General features: G+C 70.0%; 16 protein-coding genes, 1 tRNA gene and 1 pseudogene. 2 read left to right on the top strand and 16 right to left on the bottom strand.

The window, feature by feature from the left end:
• Positions 1–187: 187 nt before the first annotated feature.
• From ACQPXS_RS30945 to ACQPXS_RS30910, 8 genes and pseudogenes are all read right to left on the bottom strand, one after another.
• Positions 188–2044 carry a trypsin-like serine protease gene (locus ACQPXS_RS30945; RefSeq protein WP_433452548.1) on the bottom strand — a complete coding sequence of 619 codons (1857 nt, stop codon included), beginning with the start codon at positions 2042–2044 and terminating at the stop codon, positions 188–190.
• Positions 2045–2175: 131 nt separating this feature from the next.
• Complete coding sequence (rho, locus tag ACQPXS_RS30940; RefSeq protein ID WP_433452547.1) at positions 2176–4143, bottom strand: transcription termination factor Rho; 1968 nt, start codon at positions 4141–4143, stop codon at positions 2176–2178.
• 403 nt (positions 4144–4546) lie between these two features.
• Positions 4547–5464, bottom strand: a complete 918-nt coding sequence (thrB, locus tag ACQPXS_RS30935) for a homoserine kinase (RefSeq protein ID WP_356310229.1) — start codon at positions 5462–5464, stop codon at positions 4547–4549.
• Positions 5465–5704: 240 nt separating this feature from the next.
• Positions 5705–6763, bottom strand: coding sequence for a threonine synthase (gene thrC, locus ACQPXS_RS30930; protein ID WP_351799901.1), 1059 nt, complete (start codon positions 6761–6763; stop codon positions 5705–5707).
• A gap of 6 nt (positions 6764–6769) precedes the next feature.
• Entirely contained in the window at positions 6770–8062 is a 1293-nt protein-coding gene (locus ACQPXS_RS30925) for a homoserine dehydrogenase (protein WP_433452545.1), read from the bottom strand.
• Positions 8063–8220: 158 nt separating this feature from the next.
• Positions 8221–9612, bottom strand: a complete 1392-nt coding sequence (lysA, locus tag ACQPXS_RS30920; RefSeq protein WP_433452544.1) for a diaminopimelate decarboxylase — start codon at positions 9610–9612, stop codon at positions 8221–8223.
• Between the two features lie 53 nt (positions 9613–9665).
• Positions 9666–10742, bottom strand: coding sequence for an ArgS-related anticodon-binding protein NrtL (gene nrtL / locus ACQPXS_RS30915; RefSeq protein WP_433452543.1), 1077 nt, complete (start codon positions 10740–10742; stop codon positions 9666–9668).
• A 322-nt stretch (positions 10743–11064) separates the two neighbouring features.
• A pseudogene (locus ACQPXS_RS30910) lies at positions 11065–11559 on the bottom strand (response regulator); the annotation flags it as partial.
• A gap of 369 nt (positions 11560–11928) precedes the next feature.
• On the opposite strand from ACQPXS_RS30910, the gene ACQPXS_RS30905 reads away from it, so the two are divergent.
• Positions 11929–12000 (top strand) — tRNA-Arg (locus ACQPXS_RS30905).
• A 419-nt stretch (positions 12001–12419) separates the two neighbouring features.
• Entirely contained in the window at positions 12420–14321 is a 1902-nt protein-coding gene (locus ACQPXS_RS30900) for an ATP-binding protein (protein WP_433452541.1), read from the top strand.
• Positions 14322–14382: 61 nt separating this feature from the next.
• Here ACQPXS_RS30900 and ACQPXS_RS30895 read toward each other — a convergent pair whose 3' ends face one another.
• From ACQPXS_RS30895 to ACQPXS_RS30860, 8 genes are all read right to left on the bottom strand, one after another.
• Entirely contained in the window at positions 14383–15837 is a 1455-nt protein-coding gene (locus ACQPXS_RS30895; RefSeq protein WP_433452539.1) for a tyrosine-type recombinase/integrase, read from the bottom strand.
• Positions 15834–16028: a helix-turn-helix transcriptional regulator gene (locus tag ACQPXS_RS30890; protein ID WP_111004752.1), complete on the bottom strand. Its 195-nt coding sequence runs from the start codon at positions 16026–16028 to the stop codon at positions 15834–15836. Before ACQPXS_RS30890 ends, ACQPXS_RS30895 begins: the two co-directional genes overlap by 4 nt.
• Positions 16025–17182, bottom strand: a complete 1158-nt coding sequence (locus ACQPXS_RS30885; protein ID WP_433452538.1) for an AAA family ATPase — start codon at positions 17180–17182, stop codon at positions 16025–16027. Before ACQPXS_RS30885 ends, ACQPXS_RS30890 begins: the two co-directional genes overlap by 4 nt.
• Positions 17179–18078, bottom strand: a complete 900-nt coding sequence (locus ACQPXS_RS30880; protein WP_433452537.1) for a bifunctional DNA primase/polymerase — start codon at positions 18076–18078, stop codon at positions 17179–17181. The genes ACQPXS_RS30885 and ACQPXS_RS30880 overlap by 4 nt, the downstream gene beginning before the upstream one ends.
• Before the next feature lie 90 nt (positions 18079–18168).
• Complete coding sequence (locus ACQPXS_RS30875) at positions 18169–18678, bottom strand: hypothetical protein (protein ID WP_433452535.1); 510 nt, start codon at positions 18676–18678, stop codon at positions 18169–18171.
• A 19-nt stretch (positions 18679–18697) separates the two neighbouring features.
• A complete protein-coding gene (locus tag ACQPXS_RS30870; protein ID WP_433452533.1) occupies positions 18698–19147 on the bottom strand; it encodes a hypothetical protein in 450 nt (149 codons plus the stop codon).
• An 11-nt stretch (positions 19148–19158) separates the two neighbouring features.
• Complete coding sequence (locus tag ACQPXS_RS30865; RefSeq protein WP_433452532.1) at positions 19159–19347, bottom strand: hypothetical protein; 189 nt, start codon at positions 19345–19347, stop codon at positions 19159–19161.
• A 164-nt stretch (positions 19348–19511) separates the two neighbouring features.
• A complete protein-coding gene (locus ACQPXS_RS30860; protein ID WP_433452531.1) occupies positions 19512–19763 on the bottom strand; it encodes a hypothetical protein in 252 nt (83 codons plus the stop codon).
• Between the last annotated feature and the right edge of the window lie 45 nt (positions 19764–19808).

Raw genomic sequence — 19808 nt, 5'->3', positions numbered from 1 at the left:
GGTCTCGTCGGTCGGTTACCCCCTGCTTTCAGGGTCAGGCGCGGTCGGTACCGCTCCATCGTCACTCCGTCAGGGCAGACGGAGAAACTCGGGCCAGGGTTGCACAACGCACAGTGCCCATCGCGTACGGCGATGGGCACTGTGCGTCATCGGAATCACCCGCGGTGAGCCTCGCTCACCTGGGGTTTCAGCCCCAGAGGTCGTATGCCTGGAAACCGGTGCCAACCGAGATTCTTGTGGCAAAGATCTCGCTGGTCGCCTTGCCGGTGCCCGGGTACAGGTACAGCGTGCCGCCGGAGGTGCGGGCCAGGAAGTCGGCCTTGCCGTCACCGGTCACGTCGCCGACCGCGTCGAAGGCGTTGTAGCCGGTCCAGCCGCTGCGCACCTTGATCCGGGAGGCGAAGGCGCCCGTGCCGGACTTGCCCGTGCCCCGGTACAGGTACACGTCGCTGGTGCCGCTCTGGCGGGCGATCAGGTCGGCCTTGCCGTCGCCGTCGAAGTCGCCGTGGCCGCGCAGGGAGTTGTACTGGCCCCAGCCGGTGCCGACCTCGACGCGGGCGGAGAAGGAGCCGTCGCCCTTGCCCGGGTAGATCCACAGGATGCCGGAGGAGTCGACCGAGAGCAGGTCGGGCAGGTAGTCGCCGGTGACGTCACCGGGGGCGACGGTGAACTTCCGGGTGGACCAGTTGCTGAAGATCTCCTTCTTGCTCCAGCTCTGGGTGGCCGGCATGTAGTGCAGCCAGAAGACCGCCCCGTCGCTGCTGCGGCGCAGCACGAAGTCCTGGTAGCCGTCCCGGTCCAGGTCCGTCTGCAGGATCGTGTTGTAGCCGGAGAAGCTGCCCCAGGAGACGCGGGACGCGAACGAGGTGCCCTTGGAGTCCTTCTCGTAGCCGGTGTTCGTGGAGTGCTCGCGCACGAACAGGTCGGCCTTGTGGTCACCGCTGAGGTTGGTGTCGTCGATGCGCGGGTAGGCGGCGCCGACGTACGACTTCACCTTGCTGAACACGCTGTAGGCGCCCTTGGCGACGCAGTTCTGCACGCCCCAGGAGACGATGCCCACGATGCGGTTGTTCACGATCAGCGGGCCGCCGGAGTCGCCGTTGCAGGTGGCGGTGGTGCCGGAGTCGCTGCCGGTCGCGGGGTTGCCCGCGCAGACCATGTGGCCGGCGATGAAGTCGCTGCCGTAGGCGCCGGAGCAGGTGCTGTCGGACTGGATCGGCAGGGTCGCCGTCCTCAGCGTCTGCGAGATGTCGTCGCTGGTGGAGCTGGTGCGGCCCCAGCCGTAGACCTTGGCGCTGGTGCCGGCCGCGTAGGACGCCGTGTCGGTCGACGTCGTCATGCGGATCGGGGTGGCCTTGATCGCGTTCGGCAGGGTGAGTACGGCGATGTCGTTGTCGATGGTCGTCGCGTTGTACGACGGGTGGTTCCACTGCCGCCAGACGCCGGAGACCGTGCCGCCGTGCAGGTCGGTGTTGCCGGAGGAGTCGGTGGTGGGCAGCTGGTCGGTGCCGGTGAGGATGGCGCCGTTGGCGTGCCAGTCGTACCCCTTGACGCAGTGCGCGGCGGTCAGGATCTTCGTCGGCGCGACCACGGCGCCGCCGCAGAAGAAGCCGAGGTCGTCGCTGGTGTCGCTGGTGCCCTTGTCGTCGTAGTACCAGAGCTGGGCCATCCACGGGGCCGAGGAGATGGTCGTGGTGGTACCGCCGATGATCATCGGGCTGACGGTGCCGGTGCCGGACGTCGTGGCCGAGGGCGACGAAGAGGACCCGGACGCCGTACCGCCGCCCGTCGTGTCCTTGGTCTTCGAGGCCTTCTTGAAGTCCTTGTCGGTGGCGAGCGCACCCGCGACGCGGTGCGTGAGCTCGGTGAGCGGCGCGGAGCTGGTGGCCGGCTTGACGGTCGGCGCGGCCGAGGCGGTGCTGGCGCCCGCGGAGGTGGTCAGCAGTGCGGCGGCGACGGCCGCGGCGACACCCGCGGCGGCGACGGGCAGGCCGATGCGTATACGGCGTCTGTGCCGACCGGTGCGGGGCAGAGGTGTGGACAAAAGAGTCCCCCCATGAAGCGATGAGTCAGGAGAGGCGCGTGATGCGCACCCGTACCTCTCAGCGCCAAAGGGCCGCCCCCCGTCACCGACTGACGAGGGGGCGGCCCCTTTTCTTACCCAGTCTCTACCTGCTAGTCGCCGTTCCCGGGCGTCGGCGTCGTCTTCTGAATCTGCATCAGGAACTCGACGTTCGACTTGGTCTGCTTCATCTTGTCCAGCAGCAGCTCGATGGCCTGCTGCTGGTCGAGCGCGTGCAGCACGCGACGCAGCTTCCAGACGATGCCCAGCTCCTCGGCCCCGAGCAGGATCTCTTCCTTACGGGTACCGGAGGCGTCCACGTCCACGGCCGGGAAGATCCGCTTGTCCGCGAGCTTGCGGTCGAGCTTCAGCTCCATGTTGCCCGTGCCCTTGAACTCCTCGAAGATCACCTCGTCCATGCGGGACCCGGTGTCCACCAGAGCCGTGGCCAGGATGGTCAGCGAACCGCCGTCCTCGATGTTCCGCGCCGCACCGAAGAACCGCTTCGGCGGGTACAGCGCGGTCGAGTCGACACCACCGGACAGGATGCGGCCGGAGGCGGGCGCGGCGAGGTTGTACGCACGGCCCAGACGCGTGATCGAGTCGAGCAGCACGACGACGTCGTGGCCCAGCTCCACCAGACGCTTGGCGCGCTCGATGGCGAGCTCGGCGACCGTGGTGTGGTCCTCGGCCGGGCGGTCGAAGGTCGAGGAGATGACCTCGCCCTTGACCGACCGCTGCATGTCGGTGACCTCTTCCGGACGCTCGTCGACGAGGACGACCATCAGGTGGCACTCGGGGTTGTTGTGCGTGATCGCGTTGGCGATCGCCTGCATGATCATGGTCTTGCCGGTCTTCGGCGGGGCCACGATCAGACCGCGCTGGCCCTTACCGATCGGCGAGACCAGGTCGATGATGCGGGTGGTGAGCACACCCGGGTCCGTCTCCAGGCGGAGCCGGTCCTGCGGGTAGAGCGGGGTCAGCTTGTTGAACTCCGGGCGGCCACGGCCGTGTTCGGGGGCCATGCCGTTGACGGAGTCGAGGCGGACCAGCGCGTTGAACTTCTCGCGGCGCTCGCCCTCCTTCGGCTGACGGACCGCACCGGTGATGTGGTCGCCCTTGCGCAGGCCGTTCTTGCGGACCTGGGCGAGGGAGACGTACACGTCGTTCGGGCCCGGCAGGTAGCCGGAGGTCCGGATGAAGGCGTAGTTGTCGAGGATGTCCAGGATGCCCGCGACGGGGATCAGGACGTCGTCCTCGGCGAGCTGCGGCTCGGCGATCTCGTCGCGGCCACGACGGCCACGGCGGTCGCGGTAACGGCCGCGACGGCCCCGGCGGCCGCCCTCGAAGTCGTCGTCGTCCTGCTGACGGTCCTGGCGGCCGCCCTGCTGCTGGCCCTGCGGCTGACGCTGCTGGCCGCCCTGCTGGTCGTCGCCCTTGCCGCGGCGGTCGCCGCGGTCACGGTCGCGGTCGCGGTCACGGCCGCGCTCACGGCGGTCGCGGCGGCCACGGCCGTCGCCGTCACCGGCGTCGCCCTTGGCGGCCTCGCCCTGCGGCTGCTGGGCGGGCGTCTCGGCCTTGGCCTCGGCGGCGACGGTCTCGGCGCTGCTCGGGGCGGGGCTGCCGGCGTCGGCGGTGGCGCGGCGGCGACGGCGCTCGGTCGGCGCGTCGTCGCTGGCGGGCTGGCCGGGAATCTCGATCTGCTGCTGGGCCACGGCCTTCTCGGCGGGGGCCTCGGTCTTGGCCTCCGCCTTCTTCTCGGCGTCCTCGCCGGTACGGGCCTTGGAGGTGGCACGGCGCTTCGGCTTGGTCTCGGTGGCGGCCTCGGCCTTGGGGGCGGCACCCCCGGCGGCCTGCGCCTCCTTGATGACCTCGATCAGCTGGCTCTTGCGCATCCGCGCGGTGCCCCTGATGCCGAGGCCCGAGGCGACCTGCTGCAGCTCGGCCAGCACCATGCCCTCGAGGCCGGTACCGCGGCGCCGCCGGGAGCCGGCACCGGTGGCAGGCGCGGAGGCGTCCGTGGCGGGCGCGGCAGCGGTCTCCTCGACACGTGCGCCCATCAGATCGGTGGTGTCGCTCACGAAGGGTCCTTCCCTGGAGCGGACGTCGGCCTGTCTGGCTCGGCGACCGGTTGTGCTGTCCGGCTACGGTCCTGTCTTCCGTGAACCGTGCCGGGGCGGTGGTCCGCCAAAGCGGCGGAGGAAATGTGCGGTGATGGCGCTTCCGCGAGCCGTGGCACCCAGTGTCACGTGGCGTGGTAGCACCGATTCCGGAGCGTGCCCGGCGGCCCGCTCAGTGCCCGCATACGACGTACTGCCCAGGTACGGCGCACGGAACACGGAGTGGCGTGGGAGGCTCCCGGAAGAATGTCTGTCCCGGACTGGGACACGAGGCACCTCGCCATGGTGGGGTCGGGTGCAGACTTGAGGTTAACACTACCGGATCCAACAAACATTCCCCCTCTCCAAATCCGGCAACCGTGTGTCAGGTCGCAAGCGGCAGCACGCTCGCTCCCTGGACGTCGAGGTCCAGCCGGTTCGCGGCCCAGCCCGCGCCCGCGAGGTGGGCGACCTTGTCGGCGCTGTCGGCGTCGGCCAGCGCCATGACGGTGGGTCCGGCGCCCGAGATGACGGCCGGGACGCCGTCGGCGCGCAGCCGCTCCACCAGTGCGGCGCTCTCCGGCATGGCGGGGGCGCGGTACTCCTGGTGGAGGCGGTCCTCGGTGGCGGGCAGCAGCAGCTCGGGGCGCCGGGTGAGGGCCTCGACGAGCAGGGCGGCACGGCCCGCGTTGGTGGCGGCGTCGACGTGCGGCACGGTGCGCGGGAGCAGGCCGCGCGCGGTCTCCGTCAGGACCGGCTTACCGGGCACGAAAACCACCGGAACGATGGAATCGCTGGGCTCCATCCTGATCGCCCGGGCGGCGCCGGACTCCATCCAGGACAGGGTGAAGCCGCCGAGCAGACAGGCGGCCACGTTGTCGGGGTGGCCCTCGATCTCGGTGGCCAGCTCCAGCAGCGCCGCGTCGTCCAGGCGGGCCTCGCCGCCTATGGTCACCGCGCGGGCGGCGACGATGCCGGCGCAGATCGCGGCGGAGGAGGAGCCGAGGCCACGGCCGTGCGGGATGCGGTTGGCGCAGACGATCTCCAGGCCGCGGGGCTGTCCGCCCAGCAGGTCGAAGGCGGTGCGCAGGGAGCGGACGAGAAGGTGAGACTCGTCACGCGGAAGGGTCTCGCTGCCCTCCCCCGCGATGTCGATGTGCAGCCCGGAGTCGGCCACCCGGACGACCACGTCGTCGTAGAGCCCCAGCGCGAGGCCGAGGGCGTCGAAGCCCGGGCCGAGATTGGCGCTGGTGGCGGGAACGCGCACCCGGACGGCGGCGGCGCGGAACGCTGGACCGGCCATCGCTCGTTGACTCTCCTTGAGCTGCGTGACTGTCGAAGACATTCGATACGTACGTGGAGACCCTCCGCCGGCGCGGACGGCGCGGCGTCGCCCATGTGCACAGCCCTGTGCCGGGCATATGCGACGGGCGGGTTCAGTACAGCCTATCGAAGGAAGGTTCTGTGGCGACATAGGGCGCACAGGAGGCGCACGATGCGTGTCGTAAGCCCCCTGTGCACCCTGTCAGGGGTTTTTCAGGATTCAGGCGAGGCCGAGGCGCTCGGCGGCGGCGGCCGCGTCGACCGGGACGGTGACCGGCTGCGGGGCGCCGGCGACGGCCCAGTCGGGGTCCTTGAGGCCGTTGCCCGTGACGGTGCACACGATGCGCTGCCCCGGGTCGACCTTGCCCTGCTCGGCGGCCTTCAGCAGACCGGCCACGGAGGCGGCGGAGGCGGGCTCCACGAAGACGCCCTCCTGTGCGGCCAACAGCCGGTAGGCGCGCAGGATTTCACGGTCCGTCACCTCGTCGATGACGCCGCCCGACTCGTCGCGCGCGGCGAGGGCGTACTGCCAGGAGGCGGGGTTGCCGATGCGGATGGCGGTGGCGATGGTTGACGGGTCCTTGACCACCTCGCCGCGCACGATCGGGGCGCTGCCGGAGGCCTGGAAGCCCCACATCCGGGGGGTCCCGGAGGCGATGCCGTCGGCGGCGTACTCCTTGTAGCCCTTCCAGTAGGCGGTGATGTTGCCCGCGTTGCCCACCGGCAGGACGTGGATGTCGGGGGCGTCGCCGAGCATGTCCACGATCTCGAAGGAAGCCGTCTTCTGGCCCTCGATACGCACCGGGTTGACCGAATTGACCAGCGCCACCGGGTAGTTCTCGCTCAGCGAGCGAGCGAGGGTGAGGCAGTCGTCGAAGTTGCCGTCGACCTGGAGGATCTTCGCGCCGTGCACGAGGGCCTGGCCCATCTTGCCGAGGGCGATCTTGCCCTGCGGGACGAGCACGGCCGAGACCATGCCGGCCCGCACGGCGTACGCGGCGGCGGAGGCCGACGTGTTGCCGGTGGAGGCGCAGATCACCGCCTTCGCCCCCGCCTCCTTGGCCTTGGAGATGGCCATGGTCATGCCGCGGTCCTTGAAGGACCCGGTGGGGTTGGCCCCCTCCACCTTCAGGTGGACCTCACAGCCCGTGCGCTCGGAGAGCACCTGCGCGGGCACGAGGGGCGTGCCGCCCTCGCGGAGCGTCACGACCGGCGTGGTGTCGGATACCGGCAGCCGGTCCCGGTACTCCTCGATGATTCCGCGCCACTGGTGGGTCATTGCTGGTTACTCTCCTTCAACCCGCATGATGCTGGCGACACCCCGCACGGTGTCGAGCTTGCGCAGCGCCTCGACGGTCCCGGTGAGGGAGGCGTCGGACGCGCGGTGGGTGACGACGACGAGGGAGGCCTCGCCGTCCTTGCCCTGCTGGCGCACCGTATCGATCGACACCCCGTGCTCCGCGAACACGGTCGCGACCTGGGCGAGAACACCCGGTTTGTCGGCGACGTCGAGACTGATGTGGTAGCGCGTGACGACCTCGCCCATGGGCGAGACGGTCAGGGCGGCGTACGCCGACTCACCGGGCCCCGTTGCGCCGTTGAGCCGGTTGCGGCAGACGGCGACGAGGTCGCCGAGCACGGCGGAGGCGGTCGGGGAACCGCCGGCGCCGGGGCCGTAGAACATCAGCTGGCCGGCGGCATCGCTCTCCACGAAGACGGCGTTGTACGCGCCGCGCACGGAGGCGAGCGGATGGGTCAGCGGAATCATGGCGGGATGCACGCGCGCGGTGACGGACGCCCCGTCCTTCGAGCGCTCGCAGATGGCGAGCAGCTTGATGGTGCAGCCCATCTCCTTCGCCGAGCGGAAGTCGGCGGCGGTGACCTCGGTCATGCCCTCGCGGTAGACGTCGTCGAGGCGCACGCGCGTGTGGAAGGCGATACCGGCGAGGATGGCGGCCTTGGCCGCGGCGTCGAAGCCCTCGACGTCGGCGGTCGGGTCGGCTTCGGCGTACCCGAGGGCGGTGGCCTCGTCGAGCGCCTCCTGGTACCCGGCGCCGGTGGAGTCCATCTTGTCGAGGATGAAGTTGGTCGTGCCGTTGACGACCCCCATCACCCGGTTGATCTTGTCGCCGGCGAGAGACTCGCGCAGCGGGCGGATCAGCGGGATGGCACCGGCGACGGCGGCCTCGTAGTAGAGGTCCTTGTCGTTCTGCTCCGCCGCGGCGTGCAGGGCGGCCCCGTCCTGGGCGAGCAGGGCCTTGTTGGCGGAGACGACGGAGGCGCCGTGCTCGAAGGCGGTGGTGATGAGGGTCCGCGCGGGCTCGATCCCGCCGATCACCTCGACCACCACGTCGATGTCCCCGCGTTTGACGAGGGCGGTGGCGTCCGTGGTGACGAGGGCCGGGTCGATGCCCTCGCGCACCTTGCTGGGGCGCCGTACGGCCACGCCCGCGAGCTCCACGGGCGCTCCGATCCTCGCCGCGAGGTCGTCGGCGTGCGTCGTCATGATGCGCGCCACCTCTGAGCCGACAACCCCACAGCCCAGCAGCGCCACCTTCAGCGGACGCATACGCATCATCCGACCTCGTTTCCTCATACCGTCTACGGTTGGACCAGTCTCACTCACCGGACGGGAGTTTCTACCCTTCGTCCGGATCGTGAGACATCTATTTCATTTGTTCAGGGGTGGAAGACCGTAGATCTTCCGTTCCCGTGAGCTGGTGTGATGCGCCGGTGTCAGCCCACGTCGAGGCGCAGGAGGTCCTCCTCCGTCTCGCGCCGGACGATCACCCGTGCCTCGCCGTCCTTCACCGCGACGACGGGCGGCCGCAGCACATGGTTGTAGTTGCTGGCCATGGACCGGCAGTACGCGCCCGTGGCCGGTACGGCGATGAGATCCCCCGGCGCCAGGTCCGCCGGCAGGAACGCGTCCTTGACCACGATGTCCCCGCTCTCGCAGTGCTTGCCGACCACACGGGCCAGCATGGGCTCGGCGGCGGAGGTCCGGGACACCAGGGCGACGCTGTACTCGGCGTCGTACAGGGCCGTGCGGATGTTGTCGGACATGCCGCCGTCGACGGACACGTACGTCCGCAGCCCATCCAGCGGCTTGACGGTGCCGACCTCGTAGAGCGTGAAGGCGGTCGGCCCGACGATGGCGCGCCCGGGCTCGACGGAGATGCGGGGGGTGCGCAGCCGGGCGGCCTCGCACTCGCGCGTGACGATCTCGGTGAGAGCCTTGGCGATCTCATGCGGCTCGCGAGGGTCGTCGTCGCTGGTGTAGGCGATCCCGAGGCCACCGCCGAGGTCGATCTCGGGCAGCTCGACCCCGTGCTCGTCCCGAATGTCCCTGAGCAGCCCGACGACCCGGTGCGCGGCGACCTCGAAGCCGGACATGTCGAAGATCTGCGACCCGATGTGGGAGTGGATCCCGATCAGTTCGAGCCCGTCGAGCTGCAGCGCCCGCCGCACGGCCTCCGCGGCCTGTCCCCCGGCCAGCGGAATCCCGAACTTCTGGTCCTCGTGGGCGGTGGCGATGAACTCGTGCGTGTGGGCCTCGACCCCGACGGTGATCCGGATCTGGACCTTCTGCCGCTTGCCCAGGGACTGCGCGATGTGGGCGACGCGCACGATCTCCTGGAAGGAGTCGAGCACGATCCGCCCGACCCCGGCCTCGATGGCGCGACGGATCTCGTCCGTGGACTTGTTGTTGCCGTGGAAGGCGATGCGCTCGGCCGGCATGCCGGCGGACAGGGCGGTGGCCAGCTCGCCCCCGGAGCACACGTCGAGGTTGAGGCCTTCCTCGTTGAGCCACCGCACGACGGCACGGGACAGGAACGCCTTCCCGGCGTAGAACACGTCGGCGTCGGCCCCGAAGGCGGTACGCCACGCACGCGCGCGTGCCCGGAAGTCGGCCTCGTCGAGGACGTAGGCCGGGGTGCCGTGCTCTTCGGCGAGCGTCTTCACATCGACGCCGCCGACGGTGACGACCCCGTCGTCGTTGCGCCCGACGGTCTGGGCCCAGACCTTGTGGTCGAGGGCGTTGAGGTCGGCGGGCGGCGCGTAGTAGTGCCCCTCGGGCAGGACGTCGGCGTGACGGGGACCGGCGGGATGGGCGGAACGGCTCATGACGGTGACTCTCAGACTCTCTGTCTCTCTCCGGGCGTCTCTCGCGAGGGGCCTCAGAGGTGTTCGGGTGCGTCGATGCCGAGCAGGGACAGGCCGCCGGCCAGCACCGTCCCGGCGGCTTCGGCGAGCGCGAGCCGGGCGCGGTGGGCGGCCGAGGGTTTCTCCTCGCCCCAGGGCAGCACGGAGGGCAGAAAGGGCAGCACGGCATCGGCAACGGTGACGAGATGCCGGGCAAGCCGGTCCGGGGCACGGTGGGTGGCGGCCGCGGTGAGGATGCGGGGGTGGTCGGTCAGGGGGGTGAGGAGGGTGGGGATGGGGGTGCCGGGGGCGGCGGTGTGAGTGCCGTTGGCGGTGGTGGGTGGGGCGGCGTCGGCGGAGGGACCGGTGTCCGCCGGACCGGCGTCGAGGGAGGGGCCGGCGACGAGCGGACCGGGTTCGGCGGCGAAGCCCAGGCGGGCGGCGTTGCGGCTGAGGGACCGGATGCGGGCGTGGGCGTAGCGCACCCGGAACAGCGGATTGCTCTCCCGCTGGACCAGATGATCGGCGGTGATCCGGGGCCGGTCGTGCGGGGCGGGGTGCAGCAGGGCCCACTGGGAGGCGTCGTGGCCCAGCGGCGCGGGATCCTCCGGAGCGGGCACGGGCCGCAGATTGACGGGCTCACCGTGCTCGACGGTGGCCCGCCCGCCCTGCGTGGCGACGATCCGTACGACGGCGTCCGCGACGACCTCGGCCCGCACCTCGTACGGCACCCGCAGCGCGAGGACCTGCCCGGCGAGGGCGTCACCATGACCGTACGAGACCCCGCGCTCCCGGATCTCCCGGACGAGCCCGGTGACGAGGTCGGCCTGCGCGTCAAGGCTGATGTTCAGAAACCCGGGCCCGGTCACGACGACATCGCGGATGCCGTCGGCCCCGACGAGCCGGGGCCGCAGAATCTCGGCGACCCGCAGCGGGGGCTGCCCGGCCGGCCGGGCCAGCTGCAGAGCGACGTTGGTGGCGAAGTCCCCGCACCCCCCGGGCCCCGGCTCGGTCACCACGACCCGCTCGGGCACGCTCACACTCAGCTCCCCGTCATCGACAGCACAACGCACTGCGTGCAGCACGGTGCGGGACAACTCGACGGGGGTCACGGGACAAGCGTAGGGGAGGACGGGGCTGGGTAGCCGAGACGGTCCTTACTGTGGGACGGCCCTCTGACCGGCCCCGGATCCGCGTCCGATCCCTGCCCACCTAACCACCGGACGAAATCCCACCCGGCACGCCGTCGGAGACACCGTCGTCAACGCCGTCGGAGATCCCGTCGTCAATCGCGTCGGAGATCCCGTCGTCGATCCCGTCGGAGATCCCACCGGCGAGGCCGCCGGAGTCCCTATCGGCGAGGCTCCGCAGGACCCTGCCGTTGCCCCGGCCCCCATCCGCGCCACCATCACCGTCCCCGTCCCCGTCACCATCTCCGCCGCCACTCCCACCGCCGCCGCGATGCCCTCCGCCTCCCTGTCCTCCCTCTCCCCCGTCACCGTCGCCGGCGCGCTCGATCAGCCGCTTGACGAGGCGTACGAGTTCGGCGGGCTCGAAGGGCTTGGCGAGGAAGGCATCCACGCCGACATCGAGACCGGTGTCGACCTCGTACTGCGTGCACGCGCTGATGATGGCGAGGGGCAGGTGGTGCGTACGGGGGTCGGCGCGGAGCCGGGCGGCGGTGCGCAGGCCGTCCAGCCGGGGCATGACGACGTCGAGGGTCACGACATCGGGCCGCACCTGGTGCACCACATCCAGACACTCGGCACCATCGGCCGCGGTCACGACCTCTAGCCCTTCCAGCTCGAGGTTGACCCTGATCAGCTGCCGGATGACCTTGTTGTCGTCTACAACAAGCACCCGACCCGAGGCGCCTGGCACAAGTCGAGAGTAGGTCCGGACCGGCCACCGCGTCCGGGTTTTCCCCACTTCCACCCCGTACAGGGGACCCGTCCACCTCACAGGGGCCACGGGCGCGCTCCGCACAGGCGAAGTCCACCGCGCCCGGGCAACCTGCCCGCCCTGGCCACACTCCGTTTCCACCCCTGTCCCACGCGGCAGGACAGGGCCGGCTCACCGCACACAGGCCCCGCCTGACAACCTGCCTGCCCTGGCCACACTCCGTTTCCACCCCTGTCCCACCCGGCTGGAAAGGGCCGGCTCACCGCACACAGGCCCCGTTCCGCCCGCGCAAGCACCCCGCCCTGTTCGCCGCCGAGGAAACGGGTTCCTGATCACCCCGCCGGACCTGCTAGTCTTCTACCCGTCGCCGCGAGCAAAGAGCTCCGCAGCCGACACGCCCCCGTAGCTCAGGGGATAGAGCAACGGCCTCCGGAGCCGTGTGCGCAGGTTCGAATCCTGCCGGGGGCACTCGCCCAGGATCAGCAGAAATCATGCGCTGACCAGGGCGGATGCCGACAGAAGAGGGCGGGAGTCAGTCTCACTGACTCCCGCCCTCTCTCGTCGTCTCTCAGCGTTCGCGACACACCTCCGACACACTCGCTGCACTGAGCCAGCCAGGCACCCGTTGCCTAGTTGCGCGACGGATCGGGTTAGCGACTGTGGTCCCTGAAGTCCCACGGTCCGCAGCACGCCGGCCCCGAGGAACGTGGCGCTCTTGACCACATTGCGCGGTGCAACACCAGCTTCCTGCGCCGGTTGGGCGCGGCAATCTAACCAAATCACTCGCCGTAGCCATCACCTCACCTATACGCTCCTTCACGGCTTGCCGGACCTTCCGACAAGCCCAACTTCCTAGGGCGCTAGTTCCTAGGAGAGCGGAGAACTGAATGACGATCACACCCATGCGCACCTCGAACACAGGTCCGCTGATCGAGCGTGTTCATAGGGAGTCCCACCCCTTCCAGTGGGCGCGCGAAGCACTCATCAACGCCAGGGAAGCCGGCGCGACCCAGGTCGAGTTCGGCGTGGAGTGGCACGCCGTCGAGCAGCACGGTGTGTACCGCAGGACCGTCGCGGACGACGGCTCGGGAATGGCGTACGACGAGATCGAAAAGTTCCTGAACACCTTCGGGGGCGGCGGAAAGCCCATCGGGGACGTCCACCAGAACTACGGTATCGGCGTAAAGACCTCATTGCTTCCGTGGAACAAGCACGGCTTGGTCGTGATCTCCGTCAAGGACGGCGACGAGAGCCTCGTCTGGCTCCAGCACGACCCGGTGACGGGTGAATACGGCCTGCGCCGGATTCCGGCGACAGACGAGACCGGCCGCGACACGATCGAGCATGTCGTTGAGCCGTCCCCGATCGACGGTCTCGACTGGTCGGAGGCAGTTCCGGACTTCGTCCGTAAGGCGGGGCACGGAACGGTTCTCATCCTGCTCGGCAACGCCCCTGACCAAGACACGGTCTTGGGAGACCCCGACCGTGAAGAGGGTCGGCCGCATGCCCTCCGGCACTACCTCAACACCCGGGTGTGGAATTTCGTTCAGGACATGGATGTGAAGGTCCTAGAGTTCCGGACCCAGGATCGGGAGCAGTGGCCGCGCGAGCGAGCGGGTGCCTTTTCCGGGTCCAGGGCAGCAGCACACCGGCGGACAGTAGTCGGAGCCAAGGCATCAATCGTGCAGCCCGTTCCGGATCGGGACTTTGCGGTTCGCGCAGGGACTGCTCATGTCTCCGCCGGCACAGCCGGCCTCGGCGCGAAGATTCACTGGTGGTTGTGGCAGGAAGACCGCCCAAACCTGTTCAGTGGTCACTTCCCGAAAAATGGCTATGTCGCGGCGCTGTACAACGAAGAGCTGTATGACCGCACCGATCACCATGCCAGCTACCGGTCCTTCGGCATCAGCCACAAGGCAGTACGCGAGAAGTTGTGGATCATCGTCGAACCGGAGCCCTTCGACTCCGAGATCAAGGCCGGCGTCTATCCCGACTCGTCGCGGTCCAGGCTGCTCGTGCAGGGCAGCGCGCTGGCAGGTGCATACCTTCCGATGAGTGAGTGGGGGGCACAGTTCGCGAACAACCTTCCCCAGGAGATAGCAGACGCTCTGTCGGCAGCGACCGCTGGCAGCACGGGAAGCCTCGATAGCGAATGGCGCGATCGGCTCCTCGAACGGTTCGGCTCCCGGTGGAGGATCCCTCGGTGGATCGCTTCCCCGAACGGACACCGTGGGATTGAGCCCACCCAGCGCGGGGGGACCCCGGGTAACCGAGCAGCTGCCAAGACGAAGAAGAAGCCCCGCTCCTCAGGCGGCGGTAGTGGCGGACGAAGCGGCGAGCCTGCGATCGGCAAGCCTGGCGGGACGGTTCCGGGACGCGTGGCGCGTACCGGCGCGGGGCTTCCCGAATACAAAATCGTCCCTTCGAGCGAAATGGACGAGCCGGAGATGCTGGCCGAGTACCTGGGCGAGTCCAGCGTTCACCCGACCGGTCTGATCCGAGTGAACATCCAGCACCCGGCCTTGGCCGAAGTGATCGTCACCTGGCAGAACGCCTATCCGGACCACCTCGCCGAGAGCATCGCGGAGGAGATCGGTGACGTCTACGGTCAAGTCGCTGTCGCCAAGGTCGCTCATTCCGAGCACTACCGCAGCAAGTACGATCCGACGACCATCGAAGAGATGCGGTCCTCCAAGTCGCTCACGATGGCCCTGCTCGGGCTCATGGCCGAAGACGCCATGATCGCTACGCGCCTAGGTGGCAAGTATGGACGGCGCAAGGCGGCATAGGAACTAGCAAGCATGAAGACGGGGAACGCATACGCGCTCCCCGTCTTCATGCAAGTCGGTCTTAAGCCGTGTCGCCGTCCTCCTCCAGCGCCTTTGTGATCTTCGCGTTGGCAGCTTCCTCGTGGCCATCGATACAGCCGTGATACCGCCGGTGGATCACCTCAGGCGAGTTGCCGACCCGCCGGGCCACCTCAGCGATAGGCACCCCAGCGTTCAGCCACCGTGTGATGCACGCGTGCCGCAGGTCGTACGGGCGCCCGGCCAACGGCGAGTCGATGCGCTCCGGCGGGAGCGCGTACTCCCGCGCTTCCTCCCACACCCGCCAGTAAGTGGATGAGCCGACCACTCCCCCACGCTCGTTGCCGAACACGCGCCCTTCCTTGGCGGTCCCGAACTCCTCCAGGTGGGCCCGGAGGATGGCGACCAAAACCGGTGGGATGGGGACCGGCCGGTCGGTGGATGCCTCGCGCGCCTTCAGGCCGCGGCGGTCGTGGCGCTCGCCGGAGTCGGTCCACTGCTTACCGGAGACGGGGCGTGTCTCCCGGAGTGTCAGCGTGCCCCAGCCCTCATCTGGTAGATGGCAGTCCGACAGCCGTAGCCCGACCGCCTCAGCGGGCCGTAGCCCCGCGTAGTAGAGAATCGCGTAGAAGGCGACCAGGCGCCGCCCACGGCAGCGATTCCACGACCCGATGTAGGAGACGGCGGTGAGCAACTGCCGGGCCTGTACGGCGTTCACCAGGACGCGCCGGTCCACCACGTCGTTGGAGCCGACGCGCTTCCGGCGGGTCCGCTGAAGTGGATTCTCCGGGAGCTCTCCCGTGGCGACGGCGTGTTCGAGAGCGGCGTTCAGGGCCCGGCGGCGCCGCTTGTACGTGTCGCCCGCGGCTGGGGTGCCGTCCAGCTTGTAGCTGACACGGTAGAGCACATCCTCGAACACCTCAGCATCGGCAAGATCACCCAAGGGCCGGTCGGTCGTGGTGACCCACTCGTACGCGGCCTTGAGTTCAACCGGCGGGTCCTCGCCCTCGTGCGCGGGCACGATCCCCCAGCGGAAGGCCAGCCGCAGGGACTCATCCTCGGGGGTGCCGTCCCCACGCTTGACCATGGCGAGGGTCACGGCTGCAAGACCGTCGGCCATGCCTTCACGGGTCTTGGCCGCAGCCGTGCGCCACCGCCCGGCGACGTACTTCCGGCAGAACTCGAACCACCGCAGCGGTGGTTCGTCGTCCGCTGTCTCGGCCGCCGCACGCACCTCGGATTCTGGCAGCCCCGATTCGATCTCGAACGCTTCGCCGCGCCGGTTCATGGCCTGCCACAGCTCGGACCGTCGGCTCTCCGCGAGAGCCGACGTGGTGAACGTCTCGCCGTGCACTCGCCCTGCGACCACCCACCGGAGGCGCCACGGGCGGGACTTACGCCCGGTCTTGGACACCTTCCACAGCTTGACGTCGAAGGAGTAGCCCGGCCGGGCCGACCCGCGAGGGCGCCCGGCCGGGGTGTCGTTCTCAGTGCTCACGCAGCGTCCTCCCGCTCCGCAAGCCAACGCTCGTACTCCGACCGCCGGATCCGCACGTCGCCGTTCGGAAGCTTGATCGCGCGGGGCCCCTTCCCGAGCTGGCGCCACCGGTAGAAGGTCGACGGAGCAACCTTCAGATCAGCGATGACCTCCTTGACGGTCATCTTCTCGTCCCGCGTACGGGCGCTCATTTCGCCATCCCTTCGGCTTCGTCCGCACCGGACAGGCCGGACAGCTCCAATTCCGACTGTCCGGGGTGTTCGTGCTGGTCAGACGAGACAACCGGACAGCCGGACAGTGCGGACACCTCTTGGGCGCCCTGCGTCCGGGTTTCGGTGTCCGGGTAGTACCGGCCGCCGGCGTCCTTGGTGAGCTGTCCGGCGTCGGCCATGCGGTTGCAGGTGCGGCGGATCGTGTCGATGTCGACGTGCGGCAGCTCGCCCGCCATGTCCTTCGGCTTGGCGCCGGGGTGGGCGCGGACGTACCGCAGAATCGTGGCGCGGGTGTCGCTGACGGTGTGGTCGGAGACCGGGCCGTCCAACAGGTGCCAGGCGCCGGAGGCGGGTTGGAAGCTGAGGGCGTACTCGGCTTCGTCCACGTCGCGGCCGGTGACGTGCAGGATGCCGTCCGCCTGCCCACGCGCCCGCTTCAGCACGAGCGTGGCGTCAGCGGCTCCGGCGATGCCGTTGGTGCCGGAGACCTCGGTCAGGAAGTCTTCGGAGCCTGCCTTGCGGACGTGGTGCACGAGGACGACGGCCACGCCGTAGTGGTCGGCGAGCCGCTTGGCGTAGCCGACGGCGACATAGTCCGCGTCGTACGCCGACACCCCGGCCGGGGCCTGTCCGCGCATCTTGGCGAACACGTCGATGACGACCATGCGCGCGTCGGGGTTGCGCTCCAGCCACTGGGCGATGGCCTCGGTGCCGCCTTGAGGGAAGGGCGGGCATTCGGTGACCAGGGTCAGACCGGCGGGCGCGGGCTGGCCCCCGAGTAGCTTGCCCATGCGGGTCTGGAGACGGCGCGGGGTGTCTTCCAGGGCGAGGTAGAGCACCGGCCCACCCTCGACGGGCACGGAGTCGAACGCCTTGGCGCCGGCCGCGACCGACAGCCCCAGTCCGAGGGAGAGCCAGGACTTGCCGACCTTGGGCGGTCCGGCGAGCACGTTGACGCCTTCGGCGAGGATGCCAGGCACGGCCCATTTCGGCTCGGGGAAGTGCGCGGCCATGAGCTGATCGGCCGTCCATGCCGTCCGTGGACGCTCCCGCTTGGGCCGCGCGATGGGGGCCGTCTCGGGGTCGCTGGGCACGGAGTACAGGTGCAGGGGCGGGATGGGGTTGGCGCTCATGCGGCGACCGTCCGGGGGCGACGTGCTCCGGCACGCAGCCCGGAGGCGATGGTGCGCCGTGCCTCGCGCTCGCCCTGACCGACTTGGAGCGCAGCCGTGAGGAGCCAGCCGGTGACGTCGGCTTCGCTCAACTCGCCTCCGGCAACGAGCTGTCCGAGGGCGACCGCGGCGATGTAGAGACTGTTGTTGTGCTCGTGCGGGCCGGAGCCGGTGACCCGCTGCACCTCCCCGTTGATCGCGGAGCGGAGGAAGGCGGTGCGCCGCCCGTGACCCGTGAGGGCGACCGTGACGGGCGTCTGCGGGGGCAGCGGGGCCGAGCGCAGGAGTTCGGCGAGCCAGGCCGGCAGGGGCGCCATAGGGCCGTGGTGGGTGACCGCGTACGGGTGTCCGGCGAAGGTGCTGCCCGCGCCGACCACGAGTCCGCCCCACGCGCGTGTGTCGACCTTCCAGCCCAGCCCACGGGCACTGTCCCCGGCGGTGTTGCGCAGGAGCTCGCCCTCGGGCGCGAGGAAGTACAGGTGGGTGCCGCCGCTCCACGTGCGCACCGTGTAGGTGTCGGCGGGGAAGGGCTGGCCGTGGCGCTCGCAGAGCACGGTGAGCACGTCGGCGCCGTCGGTGACGCCATGCTCGGCCCAAGCGGCCGGCGGGGTGTCACCGGGGTGCTTGGGCTTGTCCAGGTCGATGACGACCAGCCCGGACGGGCCGGTGGCGATGCCGACGTTGAAGGCGGCGACGGACCACGCGCGGGTGATGCGGTCCGGGTCGGTGGTGGCGCGGGTCTCCCAGTCGGAGACGGCCGGGCGCTTGTCACCGGGGATCAGGGGGAAGACGCGCCAGTCGTGCGACGCTGCGTCAAGCGCGGCGGTGAGCTGGGCAGAGCCGTCCAGGTGCGGCATGCTGGGGGTTCTCCTGTTCTGTCTGCGGATGGGCAGGGAGAACCGCGGCGGCGGGCGACCTTGCTGGGGAGTCCCGCCGCCGCGGCGTTGCTAGTGGTTCTTGGCCCAGTGGGCGTATTCCTGGCGGACGTAGCCGCGCGGGTCGGCAGCGGTGGCCGGGTGCTCCGGCCAGTACGGGGCGCCGTGGTAGTCGCCCTCGCCGTCCCGGTCGCAGTCGATGAGCCGGCGGGCGGCTTCGGTGGCCACCTCCGCCGCGTCGCCGCAGGGGCCGTCCTCCTCGTCCCGGAGCGCGATGCGGTCCAGCAGCGCGGCCTTGCGGAGCCAGAACTCCCGCCCCAGGTGTTCACCGAACGGCTTGTCGGCGGCCGTCTGGGCGGTCCATCCGATCTCGCGGATGATGCTCGGGGCGAGCGCGTACGCCTCGTCCGGCGTAGGCCACGGTCCGGGCTCGGGGCGGTGGTCGGCGGTGACGTACAGGCGGGTGCGCTCGCCGTCGCGGGTGGGGTAGGTGCGGACGGCGCCGGCGGTGAACGCGCCGCTGAGTGCGGCGGTGATCCGGTCGGTGTCGGCCGGGTCGCAGATGACGCGGATCTCGAACACGACTCTCCTCTCGGGGTGGTCAGCCGTGGAAGTGGCTGCGCTTGATGACGGCCTTGCGGATGTTGACGGTGCTGCCGCGGCGCCCGGCGACGGCGCGGGCGGGGGCGCGCCAGGCGAGCACGGCGAGCGCGACCCAGACCAGGGCGCCGGAGCCGAGTCCGGCCAGTGCGTTGACGGCCTCACCGATGCCGTAGCCGACGCCGGCCGCGAGAGCGCCCCCGCCGATGCCGGCACCCATCAAGCGCTGGGCGATGGGGTCCAGGAGGGGCAGCGGGGTGAGGTCGCGGGGCTCGGGGCGGACCATCGGGGGTGGGGCAAGGTGCTTGGGCATAGGGACCATGCGCCCGTAGGCGTCGGGCACCCACACCACGGGCCCGCGGTCTGCGGCCAGTTCGACCGCGGCCGGTGCAGGCGCGTACGGCTCGGTGGCCACGTCGCGCATCAGCGCGGGCAGGGTGGGTTCGTTCACGGCGGCACTCCTCACAGGTGGGGGATGGCGTCGATGACGGCGGCGGCGAGCTGGTTGATGGGTCCGGCGGCGCCGGTAGAGGCAAGGAAGAAGCCGAACCCGGCGGCGGCGAACGCTGCGCCGTAGCCGAGGGACTTGGAGCGCAGCAGGAAGAACAGGACGAGTCCGAACAGGGCCACGAGCGAGACGGAGACGGCCACAGGAGGAATCTCCTTTGACGGTGAGTTGGGAGGGTGGGTTGAATGCGTCTGGCCCCGGGGTGCTGGCAAGCTTCGGCGGCTGGCCGACGGTTGCGCCTGCCTAGCTCCTGCTCGGAGCGGGGTACGTCTCATGACGGGCGCCGTCGGCCGTCTTGCGTCCGCTCTCAGTGGGTGCCTTCGCGGTAGATCCGCTGGGCTCGGTTGAAGAGCCAGCGGCCGACGCGTATGCGCTTGCCGGTGGCCTTGCAGCGGCGGCAGCTCTTGCCGCGCCTGGGCCGTCCCTTGCGGTCGGTTTCGATGGCGAAGCCGAAGCCGCTGCACTTGCGGCAGGTGCCGAACGGGCTGGCGGCACACATTCCGATGTAACCGAACGTGACAGCGAACAGGCAGGCGATAGCAAGGGGGATAGGGGTCATGAGGGGCCCTTCCAGGCGGTCTTCGGGGTTTTCGCAGGTCGGCTG

This window comes from Streptomyces sp. CA-142005 (assembly GCF_050942335.1).
In the GTDB taxonomy this organism is placed as follows: domain Bacteria; phylum Actinomycetota; class Actinomycetes; order Streptomycetales; family Streptomycetaceae; genus Streptomyces.
Note: the sequence above shows the minus strand (reverse complement) of the source record. Positions and strands in the feature narration are given on the sequence as shown.